The sequence below is a fragment of the Streptomyces sp. NPDC126510 genome (assembly GCF_040302345.1).
Taxonomy (GTDB): domain Bacteria; phylum Actinomycetota; class Actinomycetes; order Streptomycetales; family Streptomycetaceae; genus Streptomyces.
The window spans coordinates 118,996-140,176 of record NZ_JBEORR010000020.1 but is presented as its reverse complement, the minus strand read 5'-3'; the positions used below and the strand labels follow the sequence as shown (position 1 = coordinate 140,176).

The window sequence follows — 21,181 nt, the reverse complement described above, 5'->3', positions numbered from 1 at the left end:
CGTGTCGACGGCATTGAGGCGAAAGGACCGGAGCGTACGTGAGCGAGAATCAGAACCTCCTCGCGGAGCAGCGGCGATCCCTGATCCTCGACGAGGTCCGCCGCCGGGGCGGTGTCCGGGTCAACGAGCTGACCCGCAAGCTCGGCGTGTCGGACATGACGGTCCGCCGCGACCTCGACGCGCTCGCCCGCCAGGGCGTGCTGGAGAAAGTGCACGGCGGCGCGGTCCCGGTGGTCGAGGCGAGTACGCACGAACCGGGCTTCGAGGCCAAGTCCGGTCTGGAGCTCACCGCCAAGGAGGACATCGCACGCGCCGCGGCCAAGCTGGTCGCGCCGGGCGCGGCGATCGCCCTGTCGGGCGGTACGACGACGTTCGCGCTGGCGCACCAGTTGCAGGACGTACCGGACCTCACGGTGGTCACCAACTCGGTGCGGGTCGCGGATGTGTTCCACGCGGCGCAGCGCACCTCCGGCCCGCGGCAGGGTGCGGCCACGGTCGTGCTGACGGGCGGGGTGCGCACGCCCTCCGACTCGCTGGTGGGGCCGGTCGCCGACCAGGCGATCGCGGCGCTCCACTTCGACCTGCTGTTCCTCGGGGTGCACGGCATATCGGTCGAGGCCGGCCTGTCGACGCCGAACCTCGCGGAGGCCGAGACGAACCGGCGGCTCGTGCAGTCGGCCCGCCGCGTGGTCGTGGTCGCGGACCACACCAAGTGGGGCAAGGTGGGCCTGAGTTCGTTCGCCGCGCTGGAGCGGGTCGACACGCTCGTGACGGACGCCGGCCTGCCGGAAGAGGCCCGCGGGGTGGTCGCGGACCATCTGCGGCGGCTGGTGGTGGCCGGGGAGCCCGAGGACGCCGAGGACATCTGACGGCCCTTCAGCCGAGGTGGCGCGCGGTGCGCCACCCGCTCCCGGGTGGGAGGCCCGGCGGCCGCTGGGCCGATGTCCCGGGCTCAGTCGGGCCAGACTCCCGTCTTCAGGAGTGAGTCGATCGCGGCCGTGTACGGCTCGATGTCCAGTCCCTGGCCTGCCAGCCAGGCGTCCGAGTAGTACTTGTCGAGGTACCGGTCCCCCGGGTCGCACAGCAGGGTCACGACGCTGCCCTGCCGGCCGGCGGACACCATCTCGGCGACGATCTTCAGCGCGCTCCACAGCCCGGTGCCGGTCGAACCGCCGGCCTTGCGGCCGATGGCGCGCTCCAGGGCCCGGACGGCGGCGACACTGGCCGCGTCGGGCACCTTCATCATCCGGTCGATCGCGCCGGGCACGAAGCTCGGTTCCATCCGGGGCCGGCCGATGCCCTCGATACGGGAGCCGCAGTCACAGGTGACGTCCGGATCGCCGGCGGTCCAGCCTTCGAAGAAGCACGAGTTCTCGGGGTCGGCCACGCAGACGCGGGTGTCGTACTGCATGTAGTGGACGTAGCGCGCCAGGGTCGCGGAGGTACCGCCGGTGCCCGCCGTGGCGACGATCCACGCCGGCTCGGGAAAACGCTCCAGGCGCAGCTGGCGGAAGATGGACTCGGCGATGTTGTTGTTCCCGCGCCAGTCCGTGGCCCGTTCGGCGTAGGTGAACTGGTCCATGTAGTGGCCGCCGGTCTCGGCCGCGAGGCGGGCGGACTCCGCGTACATCGTGCGAGGGTCGTCCACGAAGTGACATCGGCCGGAGTGGAACTCGATGAGGCGGATCTTCTCGGCACTCGTCGTGCGCGGCATGACGGCGATGAAGGGCACGCCGATCAACTTCGCGAAGTACGCCTCGGAGACGGCCGTCGAACCGCTGGAGGCCTCGATGACGGGCCGGTCCGGCCGGATCCAGCCGTTGCAGAGGCCGTAGAGGAAGAGGGAACGGGCGAGGCGGTGCTTGAGGCTGCCGGTGGGGTGGGTGGACTCGTCCTTCAGGTACAGGTCGATGCCCCACCGCTCCGGCAGTGGGAACTGGAGCAGATGGGTGTCGGCCGAGCGGTTGGCGTCGGCCTGGACTCTGCGGACGGCCTCTTTGAGCCACGTCCGGTAGGCGGCGTCGCTGTGGTCGACGTCGAAGGTCACGCCGGTCCGGGTCTGCTGGGAAGTACTCACGGGGGCTCCTAACGCTGCGCGCCGACGACGCGTCGCGCGGCCGACACCTCCGATCATAAGCACCTTGTGCACGCTTCTCACCTGCATAAACGCACCTTTGAGCCCCCCAAAGCGCCCCCAGGAGCAGAGCCGGGGCAAGGGGGCGCGTGGTCCCGGGGGCGCGTTCGCGAGCGTGCTGCGGGCGCCCCCCGGCGAGGGGGTCGCGGGCACTGGTGCTCGACGCCGGGCAGGGGGCAGACTGCACGGCGGGACCAAGGCCCCGGACGGGGTGACCGCGGGGATACGACGCGTCTTCCGCGGCAGGCTCCCGGGGCATGGGCACCGCGCCCCGGGAGACGCGGCCGGCGAGGTGCGTCGCGGTGCCGGGCCGGGGTCCTGACCGGGCACGACGCACCGGCCGGAGGGGAGCACCCCCTGCGGACGGGGCACACTGGAACAGGACACGAGCCCGTACCGGGCATCGCGCGGAGCGATCCGGTACACCGACGCGCACCAGGGGGGCGGGTGGCATGGGAGAGCCGGAGTTCAGGGCCACGGGCGTGCGGATCGGGAAGCGGCTGCGCTCGCTCACCCGGGCCGGACAGGTCCGGATCAACGACGGCCGGCTCGAGCTCCTGACCAGCTACGGCAGTGAGATCGACAGCGCCCCGGTGCAGGCGGTGCGCGCCTCCAGGCCCTGGTTCGGCCCCGATGACCGGGCCACGGCGGATCTCAACGGCAAGCGGTACCTGCTCACCCTGGGCGAGAACGACCCCGCGCCGGGAGAGCCGGGCCCGCCGGCCGCGCGGCGCTTCATCGAGGCCGTGCGCAGGGCAGCGGGGCGTGGCGACTGAGATGTCCGCGAGTTGCGGTACCCCACCCCCTGCGCCACTCTGGTCTCACGTCACTCTGGGTTTACCGGCGATAACGCTGCGAACCAGCCCGCCGGCCACGACAGCAGGCGGCAGTGTCACGCAGGCGCCCTGCTGGATCCGAATCCCGTGTTCTTCCGGACCTCACGTCGGGGAGTCGCAGCCGTGATCAGCTACCCAAGCAGGCACTGCACGGTGGAGCTCCAAGCCCTGCCGTCGCGGATCGGCCAGGTCCGCAGAATCGTATCTGCGCAATTGCGCTACTGGCATCTGGATCCCCTGATCGACCGGGCCTCACTCGGCGTGACGGAACTGTTGTCCAACGTCCACCGGCATGCCCAGCCCGACAAGACGTGCACCGTGGAGATAGAGCTGCTGCTCGACCGGCTCATGGTCTCCGTGCGCGACGGCGATCCCCGTATGCCCGTGGTGGAGGACCCTCAGGACATCGCACCGATGGCGACCTGCGGGCGCGGACTCGCCATGGTCGCCGCCATGAGCGAGAGCTGGGGCGTCCGGCCGGACGGCGAGTCCGGCAAGGTCGTGTGGTTCACCCTGCCGACGTCCGCCCCCGTGATGACGGCGCCGTCGCTCCGCACGCGGCGCACGGTGCCAGAGAAGCCCGAGCGCCGGTTCGCCGAGGTCGGGGCGTCGACCGACGGGCTCAGGCCCGACCATGCTCCCGCCCGGTCCGCCGTTGCCGGCTGACCGGGCGGTGACCACCGTCCCCCTTGGTGCGCCGGGGGCGTACGCCGTCGGGTGTGCTCCCAGGGTGTGCGCCACTGCCACCCCGAAGCGACGGCACACCGCACGTCCGGGCGTGCCGCGCGCCGGACCGGCCACGGCCCGGCGCGGTGTCGGTCGCGCGTGATCAAGCCGCACCTGACGTGTGGCCGAACTCCTCGTTCAGCACCGACAGTCGGCGCCAGTACTCGTCCTCGTCGATCTCGCCGGAGGCGAAGCGGCGTCCGAGCACGGCGATGGGCGAGTCGTGCCCGACGGTGGGGCGCCGCCCCGGGCCGCCGCGGCGTCCGTGCCACACGGTGCGGCGCAGCAGCGCGATGCCGCCGCCGATCACCAGCGCCCAGATCACCGGGAAGAACAGGATCCACGGACCGGGCCCGCCACCGTCACCGAAGTTCGCCAGGGTCTGCATGTCGTCCCACTCCTCGATCGCATCGTGTCGCGTGTCGCTTTCGAGCGTCGCCCGGCAAAGGGGCCCAGGTCGTCGTACGGCCGGCGGCACCGCGTGTACCCCGCGGGGAGCAGGCGGGCGGGCTCCGAGTGCTCCGTGCCCCCTCGACTTCTGTAACTACTGGTATGTACAGTGAGAGCATGAGCACCCCGGAACGGCTGATCGAGTCCACCCGTGAGCTGCTGTGGGAGCGCGGTTACGTGGGCACCAGCCCCAAGGCGATCCTGGAGCGCGCGGACGCCGGACAGGGCAGCATGTACCACCACTTCAAGGGCAAGCCCGATCTCGCCCTGGCCGCGATCCGGCGGACCGCGGAGGAGATGCGCGCCACCGCCGCGAGAGTTCTCGACGGTCCGGGCACGCCGTACGAGCGGATCGCGGCCTATCTGCGGCGCGAGCGGGACGTGCTGCGGGGCTGCCCGGTCGGCCGGCTGACGATGGACCCGGACGTGATCGCGAGCGCCGAACTGCGGGCGCCGGTCGACGAGACCCTCGACTGGCTGCGCGGGCGGATCGCCGGGATCGTCGAAGAGGGAAAGACCCAGGGCCAGTTCGCGCCGGGCCTCGACGCCGGGGAGATCGCGGCGGCGGTCGTCGCGACCGTCCAGGGCGGTTACGTCCTCGCCCGCGCGTCCGGCTCCCCCGCCGGCTTCGACGCGGGGGTCCGGGGACTGCTCTCCCTGCTGGCACCCCGGTCCGCCTGAGGAGACTTCCATGCACGCCATGCAGTACGAGCTCACCCTGCCCGCGAGTTACGACATGGGCATCATCCGCGACCGCGTCGCCCGCCGGGGACATCTGCTCGACGACTGGGACGGGCTCGGCCTCAAGGCCTACCTGGTGCGCGAGCGCGGGCTGCGCGGTTCGCCGGTCAACCAGTACGCGCCCTTCTACCTCTGGAACACCGTCGACGGCATGAACGCCTTCCTGTGGGGCGGAGGGTTCCAGGGCGTCAGTGACGACTTCGGGCGGCCGTCGGCGCGGCAGTGGACGGGACTCGCGTACGAGGAAGGAGACGGTTCGCACGCGCGGTTCGCGGTGCGGCGGCGTCAACCGGTGCCGGACGAGAGGCCGTTGGCCGATGCCGTGGCGGACGCGGTGGGCGAGGTCGGGCGGTTGGCGGCGCGGGACGGTGCTCTGTTCGCCGCCGCGGCCGTCGACACCAGCCGCTGGGAGCTGGTGCACTTCTCCCTCTGGGAGCAGGATGCGCCCGAGGCCGACGGCGATGTCTTCGAGGTGCTGCACCTGTCCGCGCCGGGCCGGGACCGCCTGCCCCGGGGACGCCGGTGGTGAACGCCGTCGCCGTCCGAACGGTGCTGGGGGACGTGCCCCCGGCGGACCTGGGGGTGTGCGACGCCCACGACCATCTGTTCTTCGGCAGTCCCCGGCTGCCCGGCCAGGAGCTGCGCAGCGTGGCGGCGGCGCGGGCGGAGCTGGCGGCGTTCCGGGAGCAGGGCGGCGGGGCCGTCGTGCAGTGGACGCCGTACGGGCTCGGGCGGCGGGTCGCCGATCTGCCGCCGCTGTCCCGGGAGACCGGTGTGCACGTGGTCGCGGCGACCGGTCTGCACCAGGCCGTGCACTACGACGAGGACACGCTCGCCGGACTGCGGAGCCGGCTCGCCGAGGTCTTCGTCTCCGAACTCACCGCGGGCATCGGGACATCGGGGGTGCGGGCGGGGCTCGTCAAGGTCGCGGGAGGCTTCCACGCACTGGACGCGCACGCCCGCTGGACCATGACGGCGGCGGCCGAGGCGCATCACGCCACGGGCGCGACGATCACCGTGCACCTGGAGATGGGGACCGGCGCACTGGACGTACTGGACCTGCTGTGCGGGCGGTTGGGGGTCCCGCCGCACCGGGTGGTGCTCGGGCACCTCAACCGCTCCCCCGACCTGGTGGTGCACCGGCAGGCCGCGGAGTTCGGCTGCTATCTGGCCTTCGACGGGCCGTCGCTCGCCCACCACGCCACCGACTGGCGGATGCCGGACGCCGTACGGGCCCTCGCGGACGCCGGGTTCGGCGACCGGCTGCTGCTGGGCGCGGACACCACGACGGCCGCCGCCCGCTCGGTGGACGGCGGCCCCGGCATGCCGTACCTGCTGCGCCGGGTGCGGCCCCGGCTCGTGCACGCCGTGGGCGAGGAGCTGGTGGGGCGCATCCTCACGGAGAATCCGGGCCGGGCGTTCGGGACCGAGTGGCGCCGACCGGTGCGGTGACCGGCCTCAGCCGCCGGCCTGGTCGCTGTCCTTCATCGAGCCCCAGCCGTGCCAGCGGTCGACCTCGATCCACGCACTGACCCGGGGGCGGACACGGTCCGGGTAGGGCTTGCCGGTGTAGTGCCGGGCGAGGAGGTCGATGTCCCCCAGGTCCTCGTCGGCGTACGTCTCGGTGACGCGGCCGATGAGGGTGACATGGGTGTACCAGTCGTCCCCGGCGAGGACGGTGAGGGTGACGCGCGGGTCGCGGCGCAGGTGCTTGAGGCGTACCCGGCCCTCGTCGAGGTTGATCAGCACACGGCCGTCCTTCCACGCGTACCAGGTGGCGGTGGAGACGGGGGCGCCGTCGGAGCGCAGCGTGGCCATGACGCACGGGTTGGGCTTGCTCAGCAGGGCCTCGGCCTCGGGCGGCAGCGGCGGCTTGGACATGGGAGGAACCTCCTAGGAGCCGGTCTTCTCGTCGAAGCTTGCGAAGTAGGCCGCGACCATGTCCTCGTCGGCGTGGCCCTGGGCGGCGGCGCGCTCCATACGGGCCGCGGTCGCCTCGGCCACGTCCAGGCGGACACCGTTGTGCGCGCCGGCCTCAACGATCAGCCGGGCGTCCTTGGCGGCGGTGTTCACCGCGAACTGGGGCGGCGTGAGCCGGTCTTCGAGGACGAGTTCGGACTTGGCGCGCAGATAGCCCATGTCGAGGGGGCCGCCGACGACGAGGTCGAAGAAGCCGTGCGGGTCGACGCCGAGGGCCTTGGACAGGGCGAGGGCCTCGCCGGCGGCGGCCGTGACGGCCAGGACCCAGCTGTTGGCCACCAGCTTCAGCCGGGTGGCACCGCCCAGCGCCCCGTCCTCGCCGCTCCACACGGTCCGGGCGCCGACGGCGTCGAAGACGGGTGTCACCTTCTCGCGCCCCTCGGTGGGGCCGGCGGCGAGCACCGTCAGCTTCCCGGCCTCGGCGGGCTGGCGGGTGCCCAGGACGGGGGCGTCGTAGAAGACCAGGCCGTGTTCGCGGGCGAAGGCGGCCAGCTCGGCGACGTCCTCGATGCCCGCGGTGGTCGACTGCACCCAGACGGTGCCGGGGCGCAGGGCGGGGGCGGCCGCACGCAGGGTGTCCAGGGCGGCGGGGCCGTCGTGGAGCATGGTCAGGACGACGACGGTGCCCTGGACGGCCTGCGCGGGGCTGTCGGCGATCTCGACGCCCTCGTCGGCCAGCGGCTCGGCCTTGGACCGGGTGCGGTTCCAGGCGCGGACGGTGTGTCCGGCCCGGGCGAGATTGCGGGCCATCGCTGCGCCCATGATGCCGGTGCCCAGGACGCTCACGGTGAGTGTGTCGGTCATTGCGTCAACTTCCTCGGTGGTGCGGTGCGGGCGGACTGCTCTGCGGATCAGCCTGCCCGCTCAGCGGCGCGCGTTCCCGGAAGCGGCGCGGACAAGCCTGATACCGGTGGGGTCACTCTCGCGCTCTCGCGCCCGGCGAGCTGTCACGCCTGCGCGGCCAGCGCACCCAGCGGATCGTCCAGGACCGGCTGCCAGGCCAGTTCTGCCGCACCGACCAGGCTGTTGTGGGCGAGGGTGCAGGGCAGGATGGGGACACCGCCGCTCTGGCCCCACAAACTCCGGTCGGCCACGACCGCGCGCAGCCGGCCGGGGTCGGCGTCGAGGAGGGTCTGGTGCAGACCGCCGAGGATGATCCGGTCCGGGTTGAGGATGTTGACCAGGCCGGCGAGGCCGAGGCCGAGGCGGTCGATGAGGGTCTCGGTGGCGGTGCGGACGCCCGGGTCGTCGTAGTGATGGCGGATCAGGTCGATGGACTGCTGGAGCAGGGACACTTCGGGGCCCGGTTCGCGTCCGGCCTCCGTGAGGAAGGCCAGCGGGTCGGTCTCCACGTCGAGGCAGCCGCGGCTGCCGCAGTGGCAGGGGCGGCCCTCGGGGTGCACGGTGAGGTGCCCGACCTCCAGGGCGAGGCCCGAACTCCCCCGGTGCAGGCGGCCGTCGAGGACCAGCGCGCCGCCGACCCCGCGGTGGCCGGTGGCCACGCACAGCAGGTCGCGGGCGCCTCGGCCGGCGCCGTGCCGGTGCTCGGCGAGCGCGGCGAGGTTGACGTCGTTCGCGGCGAACGCGGGTCCGTCGATGCCGGCCGCGCGCACCTGCTCGGCGAAGATGTCCCGCACGGGCGCGCCCGCGGGCCAGGCCAGGTGGAGCGGGTTCAGCGCCAGTCCCTCGGGTTCGGCGACGGCGGAGGGGACGGCGAGGCCCGCGCCCACACACCGCAGCCCCGTCGTGCGCAGCAGTTCGGCACCGGCCGTGACGACCGAGGCCAGCACCTTGGCCGGGTCGGCGTCGACGACCTCGCAGCCGGGCGCAGTGGCGACGATCCGGCCGCCCAGTCCGACCAGCGCCGCCCGGAACCCGTCGGCGTGCACCTGCGCGGCCAGTGCGACGGGGCCGTCGTCGGCGACGGCCAGTCTGTGGGAGGGCCTGCCCTGGGAGCCGGCCGCCGCGCCGGGCCGGGCGTCGACCCGGATCAGCCCGAGTGCCTCCAGCTCGACGGCGACCGCGCCGGCGGTCGCCCGCGTCACCCCGAGTTCGGCGGTGAGCACGGCCCGGGTCGGGGCGCGTCCGGTGTGGACGAGCTCCAGCGCGGGTCCGAGTGCTCCGCGTCCCCGGTCGAGCCGCGCCCTCGAAGTGGTCCCGTTCCCCGCGTGCCGGGGGTCCGCCTTCCCGCTCATGAGGGCGAGTCTCCCATGATCCGCCGGGCTGGTGGCCGAGCGTGCCCGCCGGGCCTCGCGGTGCGGCCGGGGCCGTCGTCCGCGGGATGCCGGAGGCCGCTGACCCGGAGTGTGATGTTGAGCCGTCCGGTCAGCCCCAGCCCCAGCGGTGCCGTCCCCGGGTGGACGCGGGGCACCCCGTGGTAGGCGAGGCGGGAGGGGCCGCCGAAGACGAACAGGTCGCCGCTGCGCAGCTCGACGTCGGTGTAGGGCCGGGTGCGCGTCGCAGTGTTGCCGAAGCGGAAGACGCAGGTGTCGCCGAGGCTGAGCGACACCACCGGGGCGTCCGACTTCTCGTCGCTGTCGCGGTGCATGCCCATCCGGGCGTCGGCGTCGTAGAAGTTGATCAGCGCGATGTCGTAGTCCGGGTCGGGCCCGCCGAGGGTGTCGCGCACCGCCCGGCGGCCCAGTTCGCCGAGCCACGCCGGGAAAGGCTCTACCTGGGCGCCGTCCCCGTCGGCGACCGTGCGGGCGTAGGTGTACGGGTACCAGTGCCAGCCGAGGCAGACCTGCCGGGCGGTCATGGTGCCGCCGCCGGGGGTGCGGACGGTGCGCAGCCCGGCGGGTGGCCTGGCCCAGTCGCGGCAGGCGTCGAGCAGCGCCGACTGGCGTTCCGCGTCCAGCCAGCCGGGCAGGTGCACGGCACCGGGCGCGACCTGCGTCCGGGCCCTGGGGAACAGCTCGGCGTCCATGCCTTCCATGGTGCCCGACAAGCCCTGAGCTGCGGCTCGGCTAGCCTGGTCGCACGATGGACGACCGTATGACGACGCCGTGGGGCGAGCCGGCGCTGACCCGTTTCCCCGAGGACCCGAGCGACCGGCTGCGCGCCTGGGACGCCTCGGACGAGTACTTGCTGAGGCATCTGGCCACGGAGCGGGTGCCGCTGGACGGCTCGGTCGTGGTGCTCGGGGACCGCTGGGGTGCGCTGGTCACGGCGCTCGCGGCGCACCGGCCGGTGCAGGTCACGGACTCCTTCCTCGCGCAGGAGGCGACCCGCGCCAACCTCGCGCGGGCCGGGGTGGAGCCGGGCACGGTGCGGCTGCTCACCACGCAGGATCCGCCGCCCGGCCGGATCGACGTGCTGCTGGTGCGGGTGCCGAAGAGCCTGGCGCTGCTGGAGGACCAGCTGCTGCGGCTCGCTCCGGCGGTGCACGCGGGGACGGTCGTGGTCGGCGCGGGCATGGTGAAGGAGATCCACACCTCGACGCTGCGGTTGTTCGAGCGGATCCTCGGCCCGACCCGCACCTCCCTCGCCGAGAAGAAGGCCCGGCTGATCTTCTGCACGCCGGACCCCGCGCTGGAGCGGCCCGCCAACCCGTGGCCTTACGTCTACACGCTGCCGGACGGCATCGGTCCCGCCGCGCAGGGCACCGTCGTCAACCACGCCGGGGTGTTCTGCGCCGACCGGCTCGACATCGGGACGCGGTTCTTCCTCCGTCATCTGCCCGAGGGGCGGGGCGGCCGGGTGGTGGACCTGGGATGCGGCAACGGCGTGGTGGGTACGTCGGTGGCGCTGGCCGACCCGGGGGCCGAGGTGCTGTTCGTGGACGAGTCGTTCCAGGCCGTCGCCTCCGCGGAGGCGACGTACAAGGCGAACGGCGTGCCGGGGCAGGCCGAGTTCCGGGTCGGGGACGGGCTGGCGGGTGTGCCGTCCGGCAGTGTCGATCTGGTCCTGAACAACCCGCCGTTCCACTCCCACCAGGCGACGACGGACGCCACGGCCTGGCGGATGTTCACGGGGGCGCGGCGCGCGTTGCGGCCGGGCGGGGAGCTGTGGGTGGTCGGCAACCGGCACCTGGGCTACCACGTCAAGCTGCGCAAGCTGTTCGGCAACAGCCGGCTCGTGGCGAGCGACCCGAAGTTCGTGGTGCTGAAGGCCGTCAAGCGGTAGCGGTGCCGAGGGTTTTCAGGGTCCTCGCCACCGCCCGTGTCATCGCCTCCCGCGCGAGCGTCAGGTAGCTGCGCGGATCGACCGCCTCGGGCCGGTCGGTGAGGAACTCCCGGATCGCTCCGGTCAGCGCGATGTTCAGGGCCGTGCCGATGTTGACCTTGGTGATGCCACCCGCGACGGCCGCCGTGAGTTCGTCGTCCGGGACACCGGAGGAGCCGTGCAGGACGAGCGGGACGTCCAGTGCGGCCGACAGGCGTTTCAGCAGGGCGTGATCGAGGGCGGCGCTGCGGGTGGTCATGGCGTGGGAACTGCCGATGGCGACGGCCAGGGCGTCCACCCCGGAGTCGGCGACGAACGCCCGTGCCTCGTCGGGGTCGGTGCGGGCGCCGGGTGCGTGCGCGTCCAGCGGCGGTCTGCCGTTCTTGCCGCCGATCTGGCCCAACTCGGCTTCGATCCAGAGCCCTTGGGCGTGCGCCCAGGCGACCGCCGACCGGGTCGCCGCGAGGTTCTCCGCGTAGGGCAGCCGGGCCGCGTCGTACATCACCGAGCTGAAACCGGCGTCCGCGGCCTGGTGCAGCAGGGCGTCGCTCTGTACGTGGTCGAGGTGCAACGCGATCGGCACGGGGGCGTGTTCGGCCGCGGCGACGGCGGCGCGGGCGAGCGGGAGCAGTTGTCCGCCGCGGAACTTCACCGCGTTCTCGCTGACCTGCAGGACGACGGGGGCGCGGACCGACTCGGCGCCCGCGATGACGGCCTCGACGTGCTCCAGTGTGATGACGTTGAAGGAGGCGACGGCGGAGCCGGCCGTCGCGGCGCGGGTGACGAGGTCGCCGGTGGTGGTGAAGGGCACGGGGTCTCCTGGAGCCTGTTGTCCGGGTCAGGTCGCGGGGCGTCGGCTACGCCTGTCGTCGATACGCGTGCCGGGCCACGCGCCCGCGGCGTGGTCCGGACGACCCGTCCTGGGTCAGGGCGCGAGGATCACCGAGCGCGTGAGGTGGCGCGGACGGTCGGGGTCCAGTCCGCGGGACGCGGCGACGGTGACCGCGAGGCGCTGGGCGCGGACCAGTTCGGCGAGCGGGTCGAGGTGCCCGGCGATCCACGACGCGCCGGTGCCGCGCACCTGTTCGGCGAGTCCGTCCGGCGCGTCCCCGAACATCCAGGTCGCCGTGCCCGTGGTGCTGACGCTGACGGGGCCGTGCCGGTACTCCATCGCCGGGTAGGCCTCCGCCCAGGCCAGCGCGGCCTCGCGCATCTTCAGTCCGGCCTCGTTGGCCAGGCCGACGGTCCAGCCGCGCCCCAGGAAGGTGAACTGCCCGCATGCCACCAGCCCTTCGGGCAGTGGTTCGGCCAGGGCGGTGCGCGCGTCGGTGACGGCGGTGCCGGGGTGCAGGCCGAGGTGGGCGCGGAGCAGGGTCAGGGCCGTGGTCGCGAACCGTGTCTGCACGACGGAGCGTTCGTCCGCGAAGTCCAGGACGGCGAGGTCGTCGGCGGCCGTCATCACGGGCGTGTCCGGGTCGGCGGTGATCGCGGTGGTGCGCGTGCCGCCCCTCAACCGGGCCAGCAGGTCCAGGACTTCCGTCGTGGTGCCGGAGCGGGTGAGGGCGACGACCCGGTCGTAGCGGCGGCCGTGGGGGAACTCCGAGGCGGCGAAGGCGTCGGTCTCGCCCTGGCCCGCGCCCTCGCGCAGGGCCGCGGCGGCCTGCGCCATGAAGTACGAGGTGCCGCAGCCGACGATCGCGACCCGCTCCCCCGGGGCCGGCAGCGCCTTGAGGAACCGGGGCGCTTCCGACGCCGCGCGTTCCCAGCACTCGGGTTGGCTCCCCAGTTCGTCCTCGACATGCGTCATCCCGCACTCTCCGCTTCCCGAGTCGCCGCCCATCTGATTGTTCCTGCAAGATATAGCCACCTTTCGAGCATCATCAAGCATCCGGGCAGGATCGGGTGCGTTAGGGTCGCCGGAGATCGAGACGTGGAGGTGCGGATGTCGCGCGACGCCCGCTGGAAGGCGCTGCTGGCACTGCTCGTGGAGCGCGGCCGGCTGGACGTCGAGGACGCGGCGGCGGAGCTCGGGGTCTCGGCGGCGACGATCCGCCGTGACCTCGACGGGCTCGCCGAGCAGCAGATGCTGGTGCGCACCCGGGGCGGCGCGGTCGTGCACGGCGTGTCCTATGAGCTGCCGCTGCGCTACAAGACGGCCCGCCACGCCTCGGAGAAGCAGCGCATCGCCAAGGCGGTGGCGGAGCTGGTGGCGCCGGGCGAGGCGGTCGGGCTGACCGGGGGGACCACCACGACCGAGGTGGCCCGGGCGCTGGCCGTGCGCGGGGACCTGGTGTCCGGGGCGCCCGCCCTGACCGTGGTGACGAACGCGCTGAACATCGCGAACGAGCTGGCGGTGCGGCCCCAGTTCAAGATCGTGCTGACCGGCGGGGTGGCGCGGGCCCAGTCCTACGAGCTGGTCGGGCCGCTCGCGGACGGGGTGCTCGGGCAGATCACCGTCGACGTGGCGGTGCTCGGTGTCGTCGCCTTCGACGTCACGCACGGTGCGGCGGCACACGACGAGGCCGAGGCGGCGATCAACCGGCTGCTGTGCGAGCGGGCGGAGCGGGTGGTGGTCGCCGCCGACTCCAGCAAGCTCGGGCAGCGCGCGTTCGCCCGGATCTGCGCGGCCGAGGCGGTGGACACGCTGGTCACGGACACGGCGGCCGACGCGGAGACGGTGCGGCGCTTCGAGGAGGCCGGGCTGCGGGTCGTCGCGGTCTGACGGCGGCTCTCCGACAGGGGCGGTCCGTCGGCGGCGGCTCTAGGGTCTGTCGTTTGGATCAGGCCGCAGGACATCGGCGGTTCTTGTCTATGCCGGTGAGCGGGGCCTGGTGCGTGCAGCTGCAAGGCGGAGGAGGGCGTCGACGCGGAGCGTCGGCAACCGACGACAACGCGGCAGATGCGCGTGCCAGGCCCCGCGTCTGCGGGCTGATCCAAACGCCAGGCCCTAGGCTTGGGCTGAGGCGCCTACCGGGCAGGGAGGCTGTCATGGGCGGAGCGGCACAGGACCGGGGCGGTCGGCGGTACGTGCCGATCGCGGAGCACGGGCTGATCGGTGATCTGCGCAGTGTGGCCCTGGTGGGGACCGACGGCACGATCGACTGGTACTGCTGCACGGCCTTCGACGCGCCGAGTGTGTTCGCCTCGATCCTGGACGCCGAGCGTGGTGGCTGTTTCGAACTGGCGGCGTCGGTGCCGGCCCGGACCAAGCAGTTCTACTTCCCCGACACCAACGTGCTGATCACCCGGTTCTTCACCGAGGACGGGGTCGGCGAGGTGCAGGACTTCATGCCGCTCGGCGGCGGTCCGGCCGAGACCGAGCGGCACCGGCTGATCCGGCGGGTAGTGTGCGTCCGCGGCTCCCTCCCATTCCGTACGCGGGTGGCGCCCCGGTTCGACTACGGCTCCGCGCCGCACACCGTACGGCTGGAGGGCGACACCGCGGTGTTCGAGACCGAGGGGCTGGCGCTCGCCCTCACCGCCACCGTGCCGCTGGAGGCGGACGGGCCGGACGTGCGGGGCGACTTCAAGCTCTCCGAGGGCGAGACGGCGGTGTTCGCGCTGGACAAGGTCGGCGGCGATGTGGCGCCCCGCCGGTGTGCGCGCACGGAGGCGGAGGAGCAGTTCGAGGCGACGGTGGCGTACTGGCGGCGCTGGCTGTCGGCGTCCCGGTACAAGGGCCGCTGGCGGGAGATGGTGCACCGCTCGGCCCTGACGCTGAAGCTGCTCACCTACGCGCCGACCGGGGCGATCGTGGCCGCGCCGACGACGAGCCTGCCCGAGGAGCTGGGCGGCGAGCGCAACTGGGACTACCGGTACGTGTGGGTGCGCGACGCGGCGTTCTGCGTCTACGCCCTGCTGCGGCTGGGCTTCACCGAAGAGGCCGAGGCCTTCATGGACTTCGTGACCCGGCACATCAGCCCGGGCGACGGCAAGGTCTCCGGCCCGTTGCAGATCATGTACGGCATCGACGGCCGCACCGAGCTGCCCGAGCGCACCCTGGACCATCTGAAGGGGCACCACGGCTCGGCGCCGGTACGGGTCGGCAACGCGGCGGCCGACCAGCTCCAGCTCGACATCTACGGCGCGCTGATCGACTCGGTCTACCTCTACGACAAGTGGGCCAAGCCCATCTCCAGCGGCCACTGGGACGACGTGTGCGCGCTGGTGGACTGGGTGTGCGCGCACTGGGACCAGCCGGACGAGGGCATCTGGGAGACGCGGGGCGGGCGCAGGAACTTCCTGTACTCGCGGCTGATGTGCTGGGTGGCGATCGAGCGGGCCATCCGGATGGCCAACCGGCGCGGCCTGCCCGCCGACCTGCCGCGCTGGCGGGAGTGCCGCGACACGATCTACCGGCGGATCATGAGCAGGGGCTGGTCCGAGGAGCGCAAGGCCTTCGTCCAGCACGAGGACGGCGACGTACTGGACGCGGCCGTGCTGATGATGCCGCTGACGAAGTTCATCGCCCCCACCGATCCGAAGTGGCTGTCGACGCTGGACGTGCTCACCGAGGAGCTGGTGTCGGACTCGCTGGTCTACCGCTACGACCCCCGCTCCAGCCCCGACGGGCTGCGCGGCGACGAGGGCACGTTCTCCATCTGCTCGTTCTGGTATGTCGAGGCGATGGTGCACGCCGGCCGGATCGACGAGGCACGGCTGGCCTTCGAGAAGATGCTGACGTACGCCAACCACCTCGGCCTGTACGCCGAGGAGATCAGCCACACCGGGGAGCAGCAGGGCAACTTCCCGCAGGCGTTCACGCACCTCGCGCTGATCAGCGCGGCCTTCAACCTGGACCGGGCGCTCGGCTGACACTCAGTGGCCGTGGCCGTCCTCCGCATGCTCCTCGGGGGTATCGGGGACGGCCGGCGCTCCCCCGGCGTGGACGGTGAAGGCCGCCGTGTGGACCTTTCCCCGGTGCTTGAAGTCGAGGAACAGGCGGTAGGAGCCGGAGCTGGGCGCCGTGGCCGTGAAGGAGATGTCCGGGCCGGGCCTGGTCGTGCCGTCGCCGGGTTCGCCGTTCGGGTGGACGTGCAGGTAGGCGAGGTCGCCGGAGCGCAGGGCGACCAGGTGGCCGTACGCTCCGAGGTAGGGCTCGAGGTCGGTGACGGGCCGGCCGTCGCGGGAGACCTTCAGTTTGAGCTCGCTCGCCGCACCCGGGCGCAGGGTGCCGTCCAGCTTCACGTCGTAGCCGTCGATCCGGGCCGTGGCGTTCGCGGGCGGCAGCTGCCGGGCCCGGTACGGGCCGGAGGCGGCGAGGTCCGCGCCGAGGGTGAGGTTCCCGGCGTCCTTCTCGGCGGGGGTGAAATCGGCGAAGACGCGGTAGCCGCCCGCGCGGGGCAGGTCCGCGGGGGTGCTCCAGGTGCCGTCGGCGGCGCGGGTGGGGTGCAGGTGGCGATAGGTGACCAGGTCGCGTGAGGCCACGATGAGGTGCAGTTCCTTGTCGTGCTCGCGCTGGTAGGCGGTGAGCGCGCGACCGGCGGCGTCCCGGACGGTGAAGCGCAGGTCGGCCCGCTCGCCCGCGGTGACGCGGGGGGTTTCCAGGTCGAGCGTGTAGCCGCCTTCGGAGATCTGCAGTCCGCCTGCCGGGGGCGTGTCGTGTCCGGCGTGGCCGCCGCCCTCCGTCTGCTCCGCGGTGGACCGGGCGTGTTCGTCCCCGTGCTTCGGCGGGCTCACGGCGACGACGGGGCCGACGCCCTGCCCGACGCCGTAAGCCGCGCCGAAGGTCGCCGCCAGGGCTGCGGCGAACGTGGTGATCCTCAGTCCGGTGTTCATGGCCGTCGACTCCTTCAGATACCGGGCCTCCCGCTCGTTGCGAGGCCTCCACGCAGTTCACAATACCCCTGGGGGGTATGCAGTCAAGTCGCTCTCACGCTTGCATCGTATACCCCGTGGGGGTATACCTGAAGTCGGCGAGGAGATACCCCCGCCCCCTATTGACCGCATATGTTGAATCGCCCGAAGGAGGCACCCGATGCCCGCCACCACCTACGCCGTCTCCGGAATGTCCTGCGGCCACTGCAAGGCCACGCTCACGAAGGTCATCGGCGAGCTGCACGGCGTCCGCGGCGTCGAGGTCGACCTCGACGCCGGCCATGTCACCGTCACCAGTGCCGCCGAGCCCGACGACGCCGCGATCGCGGAGGTCGTCGACGAGGCCGGCTACGAGCTGACCGGGAGGGTCTGAGCCATGAGCACCGGTACGACGGCCGGCACCGACGCCGAGGTGGAGCTCGCCATCGGCGGCATGACCTGCGCCTCCTGCGCGGCGCGCATCGAGAAGAAGCTCAACCGCATGGACGGCGTCACCGCCACCGTCAACTACGCGACGGAGAAGGCCAAGGTCAGCTACACCGGCGAAATCTCCGTCGGCGACCTCATCGCCACCGTCGAAGCGACCGGGTACACCGCGCAGGAGCCGTCTCCCCCCGTCGAGCAGGACCCGGGAGTGGAGGCCGACGACCTGCGGCCGCTGCGCGAGCGGTTGATCACGGCCGTGGTGCTCGCGGTCCCCGTCGTCGCCATGGCGATGATCCCGGCGCTGCAGTTCGAGTACTGGCAGTGGCTGTCGCTCACCCTGGCCGCGCCCGTCGTGACGTACGCGGCGTGGCCCTTCCACAAGGCGGCGTTCACCAACGCGCGGCACGGCGCGGCCACCATGGACACCCTGATCTCGGTGGGCACCTCGGCCGCGTTCCTGTGGTCGCTGTGGGCGCTGTTCCTCGGCACCGCGGGCACGCCGGGCATGACGCACCCGTTCGAGCTGACCATCGAGCGCACGGACGGCGCCGGGAACATCTACCTGGAGGCCGCGGCGGGCGTGACCGCCTTCATCCTGGCCGGGCGGTACTTCGAGGCCCGCGCCAAGCGCAAGGCGGGCGCGGCGCTGCGGGCGTTGCTGGAGCTCGGCGCGAAGGACGTCACGGTGCTGCGCGACGGCGGCCGCGAAACAACCCTTCCCGTAGCGGAGTTGAAGGCCGGGGACCGCTTCCTGGTCCGGCCCGGCGAGAAGATCGCGACGGACGGCACGGTCGAGGAGGGTTCCTCCGCCGTGGACGCCTCGATGCTCACCGGCGAGTCCGTCCCCGTGGAGGTGGGCGCGGGCGACCCGGTCACCGGCGCCACGATCAACGTCGGCGGGCGGCTCGTCGTCCGTGCGACGCGGGTGGGTGCCGACACGCAGTTGGCCCGGATGGCCCGGCTGGTGGAGGACGCGCAGAACGGCAAGGCCGCCGCGCAGCGGCTCGCGGACCGGATCTCGGCCGTGTTCGTGCCGGTGGTGATCGCCCTCGCGCTCGGCACGCTGGGCTTCTGGCTGGGCAGCGGCGCCGGGCTGACGGCCGCCTTCACCGCGGCGGTCGCCGTCCTCGTCATCGCCTGCCCGTGCGCCCTGGGTCTGGCCACGCCGACCGCGCTGATGGTGGGCACCGGGCGGGGCGCCCAGCTCGGCATCCTCATCAAGGGCCCGGAGGTCCTGGAGTCCACGCGCCGGGTCGACACGGTCGTCCTCGACAAGACCGGCACGGTCACGACCGGCCGTATGACGCTGCTGGCCGTGCACACCGCCGAGGGCGCGGACGAGGCCGAAGTGCTGCGGCTGGCCGGGGCGTTGGAGCACTCCTCCGAACACCCGATCGCCCGGGCCGTCGCCGACGGGGCGCTGGAGAAGCTGGGCTCGCTGTCCACGCCCGAGGGCTTCGCGAACATGCCCGGGCTCGGTGTGCAGGGCGTGGTCGAGGGCCACGCGGTGCTCGTAGGACGGGAGCGGCTGCTGGCCGACTGGGCGATGGAGCTTCCCGTCGCCCTGGCCCGCGCCAGGGCGACGGCCGAGGACGCCGGGCGCACGGCCATCGCGGTCGCGTGGGACGGCGAGGCCCGTGCGGTGCTGGAGGTGGCCGACGCGGTGAAGGGCACGAGCGCCGAAGCGGTCGGCCGGCTGCGGGCGCTCGGTCTGACGCCGATCCTGCTGACCGGCGACAACGAGGCGGTGGCCCGGTCCGTGGCCCGCGAGGTGGGCGTCGAGGAGGTCTTCGCCGAGGTGCTCCCGCAGGACAAGGTCGACGTGGTCAAGCGGCTCCAGGCCGAGGGCCGGACGGTGGCGATGGTCGGTGACGGTGTCAACGACGCGGCGGCCCTCGCCCAGGCCGATCTCGGTCTGGCCATGGGCACCGGCACGGACGCCGCCATCGAGGCCGGGGACCTGACCCTGGTCCGGGGCGATCTGCGGGCCGCGGCGGACGCCATCCGGCTCGCCCGCCGCACGCTCGGCACCATCCGCTCGAACCTCTTCTGGGCCTTCGCCTACAACGTGGCGGCCCTGCCCCTGGCCGCCTCCGGCCTGCTCACCCCGATGATCGCCGGGGCGGCGATGGCCTTCTCGTCGGTCTTCGTGGTCGGCAACTCGCTGCGGCTGCGCACCTTCCGAACCGCCGCCTGAGGTGCCGGCGGATCAACGGCGGCGCCACACCAGCGTGTAGCGCCAGAACAGCCGGCGCCGCAGGCGCACCCCGGGGAGGACGGCCCGGGCCTCGCGCACGATCTCGGTGAAGGTCAGGTCCGCCGGACGGGCGCGGGCCGTCATCGAGACCGGGCGCGGCGCCGTACGGCCCCCGTTCTTCAGCAACGCCATGACGATGTTGAGCGGGACCGACGCGATGCCGAGCAGGTGGTCGACGGGCGTCCGCTCACGGGCCACACCGACGATCACCAGGGTGCCGCCGGGGGCCAGACGGTCACGGAACGTCTCGAGGGCCCGGGTGAACGGCAGATGGTGGACGACGGCGACGCAGGTGATGACGTCGTACGACCGGTCACCGAGGCCGGTCGTCGCGTCGGCCGTCGTGTACGTCACCGGTGCCGCCACCGGAGTCAGCTCCCGCGCCCGGGCCGTGATCGCCGGGTCGGAGTCGATGCCGTACACCCGGGCGGACCGGCCGGTCAGCAAACGGGCCAGGTCGCCGCTGCCGCATCCCACGTCCAGGGCACTGCCCACCCGCTCGGGAAGCTGCCGCAGGATCCAGCGGTGGAAGTGGGCGTTGTGGTCCCAGGGCCGGTCGGCGTGAAAACGCTCCAGGGCGCGCAAGGCCCGGCGGGGCAGCAGAGTCATGTGCTCAGTATTCCGGCTCACCGGGGTGGTCGTCCGCCGTCTGGGCACTCGGGAGGTACCGGCTCGCAAGGGCGCCGAGCGTGCGCCGGGCGTGAGCCGGTACCTTGCTGGGAAGGCCACTGCGGGGAGAAGCACATGACCGATCCGACGACCACAGACGCGGACGCCCCCCGTCCGCTTCAGCACACCCGGGACTTCGTGAGTCGGCCCGGTCGGCTCCTGAGCGCCGTGTTCGCCGATCTCAGGGCCGTGGACGGCGCCCTGTACGCGGCGGTGGCCGCCACCCCCACGCCAACCCTGGACCGGACGCTGCGCCACCTGTCGCACGCGGCCGACCACTCGAAGATCTCGTTCACCATCGCCGCCGCCCTGGCACTGGCGGGGAAGCGACCGCGCAAGGCCGCTTTCGCCGGCGTCGGCGCGATCGCGGTGGCCTCGGCCTCCGCCAACCTGCTCGGCAAGCGCCTGGTGCGCCGGGCTCGGCCGGACCGGGAGGCGGCCCGGGTGACGGTGGACCGGCACGTCAAGATGCCGACCTCCGCCTCGTTCCCGTCCGGGCACACGGCGTCGGCAGTCGCCTTCGCCACCGCCGTCGGCGTGGTCCTGCCGCCCGCGGCGGTACCGCTCGGCGCGCTGGCGAGCGCCGTCGGCTACTCCCGTGTCCACACCGGCGTGCACTATCCGGGCGACGTGGCGGCGGGTGCGGTGCTCGGCATCGCGAGCGCGGCGGCGGCCCTGGCGGCAGCAGCGGCCACCCCGTCGGCGAGGGCCCACGCCCTTCTCACGGCGGCCCGTTCGTGGCCGCGGATCCGCGTCGGCGGGTTTGTACGCGGCTGAGCCGGGCGCTACGGGGCCGCGCCTCGTGGCGATGTGCACAGCTGATCGCGGTGGGCGTGCGCGGCGGAGCCGGACGGCGGGCACGACTCGGTCCCGAGCCGCGCCGCGCGTACGCGGCTGCGGCTGCGACGGGCCTCCTGTCTCTGTCCGGCGGCGGGCGGCTGGAGCAGACGGTTGTCCTCCCTCGGCCGCGCACGCGTGTGC

General features: G+C 73.0%; 22 protein-coding genes. 12 read left to right on the top strand and 10 right to left on the bottom strand.

The window, feature by feature from the left end; genetic code table 11:
* Positions 1-38 precede the first annotated feature (38 nt).
* A complete protein-coding gene (locus ABTX60_RS26890) occupies positions 39-869 on the top strand; it encodes a DeoR/GlpR family DNA-binding transcription regulator (RefSeq protein WP_053668592.1) in 831 nt (276 codons plus the stop codon).
* 83 nt (positions 870-952) lie between these two features.
* Here ABTX60_RS26890 and cds1 read toward each other — a convergent pair whose 3' ends face one another.
* Complete coding sequence (cds1, locus tag ABTX60_RS26885; protein WP_352099576.1) at positions 953-2,077, bottom strand: L-cysteine desulfhydrase Cds1; 1,125 nt, start codon at positions 2,075-2,077, stop codon at positions 953-955.
* A 509-nt stretch (positions 2,078-2,586) separates the two neighbouring features.
* On the opposite strand from cds1, the gene ABTX60_RS26880 reads away from it, so the two are divergent.
* Positions 2,587-2,910 carry a hypothetical protein gene (locus ABTX60_RS26880; protein ID WP_352099575.1) on the top strand — a complete coding sequence of 108 codons (324 nt, stop codon included), beginning with the start codon at positions 2,587-2,589 and terminating at the stop codon, positions 2,908-2,910.
* A gap of 183 nt (positions 2,911-3,093) precedes the next feature.
* Complete coding sequence (locus ABTX60_RS26875) at positions 3,094-3,636, top strand: ATP-binding protein (RefSeq protein WP_352099574.1); 543 nt, start codon at positions 3,094-3,096, stop codon at positions 3,634-3,636.
* Between the two features lie 163 nt (positions 3,637-3,799).
* On the opposite strand, the gene ABTX60_RS26870 is transcribed toward ABTX60_RS26875, so the two are convergent.
* Positions 3,800-4,084 (bottom strand): SHOCT domain-containing protein, encoded by a 285-nt coding sequence (locus ABTX60_RS26870; protein ID WP_352099573.1) that lies wholly within the window; start codon positions 4,082-4,084, stop codon positions 3,800-3,802.
* A 164-nt stretch (positions 4,085-4,248) separates the two neighbouring features.
* Between ABTX60_RS26870 and ABTX60_RS26865 the strand changes: the two genes are divergently transcribed.
* From ABTX60_RS26865 to ABTX60_RS26855, 3 genes are read left to right on the top strand one after another with little or no spacing between them, the layout of a single operon-like run.
* Positions 4,249-4,827 (top strand): TetR/AcrR family transcriptional regulator, encoded by a 579-nt coding sequence (locus tag ABTX60_RS26865; RefSeq protein ID WP_352099572.1) that lies wholly within the window; start codon positions 4,249-4,251, stop codon positions 4,825-4,827.
* Between the two features lie 10 nt (positions 4,828-4,837).
* Positions 4,838-5,416 carry a DUF4865 family protein gene (locus ABTX60_RS26860; RefSeq protein ID WP_352099571.1) on the top strand — a complete coding sequence of 193 codons (579 nt, stop codon included), beginning with the start codon at positions 4,838-4,840 and terminating at the stop codon, positions 5,414-5,416.
* Entirely contained in the window at positions 5,410-6,339 is a 930-nt protein-coding gene (locus tag ABTX60_RS26855; protein WP_352099570.1) for a phosphotriesterase family protein, read from the top strand. The genes ABTX60_RS26860 and ABTX60_RS26855 overlap by 7 nt, the downstream gene beginning before the upstream one ends.
* A gap of 6 nt (positions 6,340-6,345) precedes the next feature.
* Here the strand turns inward: ABTX60_RS26855 and ABTX60_RS26850 are convergent, their stop codons facing one another.
* The 4 genes from ABTX60_RS26850 to ABTX60_RS26835 all read right to left on the bottom strand — a co-directional run bounded on the left by ABTX60_RS26850 (position 6,346) and on the right by ABTX60_RS26835 (position 9,793).
* Positions 6,346-6,768, bottom strand: a complete 423-nt coding sequence (locus tag ABTX60_RS26850) for a PPOX class F420-dependent oxidoreductase (protein WP_352099569.1) — start codon at positions 6,766-6,768, stop codon at positions 6,346-6,348.
* A gap of 12 nt (positions 6,769-6,780) precedes the next feature.
* On the bottom strand, positions 6,781-7,671 hold the full coding sequence (locus ABTX60_RS26845; RefSeq protein ID WP_352099568.1) for an NAD(P)-dependent oxidoreductase: 891 nt from the start codon (positions 7,669-7,671) through the stop codon (positions 6,781-6,783).
* A gap of 143 nt (positions 7,672-7,814) precedes the next feature.
* Positions 7,815-9,062 (bottom strand): ROK family protein, encoded by a 1,248-nt coding sequence (locus ABTX60_RS26840; protein WP_352099567.1) that lies wholly within the window; start codon positions 9,060-9,062, stop codon positions 7,815-7,817.
* Positions 9,059-9,793, bottom strand: a complete 735-nt coding sequence (locus tag ABTX60_RS26835) for an alpha-ketoglutarate-dependent dioxygenase AlkB family protein (RefSeq protein ID WP_352099566.1) — start codon at positions 9,791-9,793, stop codon at positions 9,059-9,061. The genes ABTX60_RS26840 and ABTX60_RS26835 overlap by 4 nt, the downstream gene beginning before the upstream one ends.
* Before the next feature lie 68 nt (positions 9,794-9,861).
* Here ABTX60_RS26835 and ABTX60_RS26830 point away from each other — a divergent pair, with 68 nt between their 5' ends.
* Positions 9,862-10,992, top strand: a complete 1,131-nt coding sequence (locus ABTX60_RS26830) for a methyltransferase (protein WP_352099603.1) — start codon at positions 9,862-9,864, stop codon at positions 10,990-10,992.
* Here ABTX60_RS26830 and ABTX60_RS26825 read toward each other — a convergent pair.
* Positions 10,982-11,842, bottom strand: coding sequence for a class II fructose-bisphosphate aldolase (locus ABTX60_RS26825; protein ID WP_352099565.1), 861 nt, complete (start codon positions 11,840-11,842; stop codon positions 10,982-10,984). The genes ABTX60_RS26830 and ABTX60_RS26825 overlap by 11 nt on opposite strands.
* 114 nt (positions 11,843-11,956) lie before the next feature.
* Positions 11,957-12,838, bottom strand: a complete 882-nt coding sequence (locus ABTX60_RS26820) for an SIS domain-containing protein (protein ID WP_352099564.1) — start codon at positions 12,836-12,838, stop codon at positions 11,957-11,959.
* Positions 12,839-12,973: 135 nt separating this feature from the next.
* On the opposite strand from ABTX60_RS26820, the gene ABTX60_RS26815 reads away from it, so the two are divergent.
* Together ABTX60_RS26815 and ABTX60_RS26810 are read left to right on the top strand one after the other, a co-directional pair.
* The gene (locus tag ABTX60_RS26815; RefSeq protein ID WP_352099563.1) at positions 12,974-13,753 is read left to right on the top strand and encodes a DeoR/GlpR family DNA-binding transcription regulator; all 780 of its coding nucleotides are present in this window, start codon (positions 12,974-12,976) and stop codon (positions 13,751-13,753) included.
* 266 nt (positions 13,754-14,019) lie between these two features.
* The gene (locus tag ABTX60_RS26810; protein WP_352099562.1) at positions 14,020-15,846 is read left to right on the top strand and encodes a glycoside hydrolase family 15 protein; all 1,827 of its coding nucleotides are present in this window, start codon (positions 14,020-14,022) and stop codon (positions 15,844-15,846) included.
* 3 nt (positions 15,847-15,849) lie between these two features.
* Here ABTX60_RS26810 and ABTX60_RS26805 read toward each other — a convergent pair whose 3' ends face one another.
* A complete protein-coding gene (locus ABTX60_RS26805) occupies positions 15,850-16,809 on the bottom strand; it encodes a DUF8832 domain-containing protein (protein WP_352099561.1) in 960 nt (319 codons plus the stop codon).
* Positions 16,810-17,008: 199 nt separating this feature from the next.
* Between ABTX60_RS26805 and ABTX60_RS26800 the strand changes: the two genes are divergently transcribed.
* Both ABTX60_RS26800 and ABTX60_RS26795 read left to right on the top strand, forming a co-directional pair.
* Positions 17,009-17,221: a heavy-metal-associated domain-containing protein gene (locus ABTX60_RS26800; protein WP_352099560.1), complete on the top strand. Its 213-nt coding sequence runs from the start codon at positions 17,009-17,011 to the stop codon at positions 17,219-17,221.
* Positions 17,222-17,224: 3 nt separating this feature from the next.
* Positions 17,225-19,471 carry a heavy metal translocating P-type ATPase gene (locus ABTX60_RS26795; RefSeq protein WP_352099559.1) on the top strand — a complete coding sequence of 749 codons (2,247 nt, stop codon included), beginning with the start codon at positions 17,225-17,227 and terminating at the stop codon, positions 19,469-19,471.
* 12 nt (positions 19,472-19,483) lie between these two features.
* On the opposite strand, the gene ABTX60_RS26790 is transcribed toward ABTX60_RS26795, so the two are convergent.
* A complete protein-coding gene (locus tag ABTX60_RS26790; RefSeq protein ID WP_352099558.1) occupies positions 19,484-20,140 on the bottom strand; it encodes a class I SAM-dependent methyltransferase in 657 nt (218 codons plus the stop codon).
* A 135-nt stretch (positions 20,141-20,275) separates the two neighbouring features.
* On the opposite strand from ABTX60_RS26790, the gene ABTX60_RS26785 reads away from it, so the two are divergent.
* Positions 20,276-20,977 carry a phosphatase PAP2 family protein gene (locus ABTX60_RS26785; RefSeq protein WP_352099557.1) on the top strand — a complete coding sequence of 234 codons (702 nt, stop codon included), beginning with the start codon at positions 20,276-20,278 and terminating at the stop codon, positions 20,975-20,977.
* Positions 20,978-21,181: the final 204 nt, after the last annotated feature.